A 348-nucleotide genomic window follows, 5' to 3' on the forward strand; every position below is an offset into this window, starting at 1 on the left:
GGTGGCACGGCCGGAAATGGTTCTTTGGACCGTCGTTCGGCATTGCCTTCTTTGGCACCCCAGCAGGGCGGGGTACAGCCGGCCGGGCAAGGGCCCGCCGTCGCGCCCCCCGGTGAGCCGATGCAGTCCCAGGCGCCGCGTCAAACGGACGCTCTGCCCGGCGACAGCCTGGACCAAGCCGCCCGGAACGGGGGGGACGCCTTGGCCCGCCAGCAGCCGCCGGCATATCAGCCGATCGACGCCGCGACCTATCCCGCCGCCCGGCAGGCGGTCGCCACGCGCGGCCCGCAGCCCAGCGGGCAGGGCGCGGCTCCGCAGGGGGCCGCCGTCGCGAACACCGGTGCGCCG

The 348-nt window shown here is 75.9% G+C and carries 1 protein-coding gene; it reads left to right on the forward strand.

Translation table 11 applies throughout. The features are described from left to right. Positions 1-120: 120 nt before the first annotated feature. A partial coding sequence (locus P5F91_RS28905) for a hypothetical protein (protein WP_277908980.1) occupies positions 121-348 on the forward strand: 228 nt, incomplete at its 3' end.

Source organism: Nitrospirillum amazonense (genome assembly GCF_029594735.1).
In the GTDB taxonomy this organism is placed as follows: Bacteria; Pseudomonadota; Alphaproteobacteria; order Azospirillales; family Azospirillaceae; genus Nitrospirillum; species Nitrospirillum amazonense.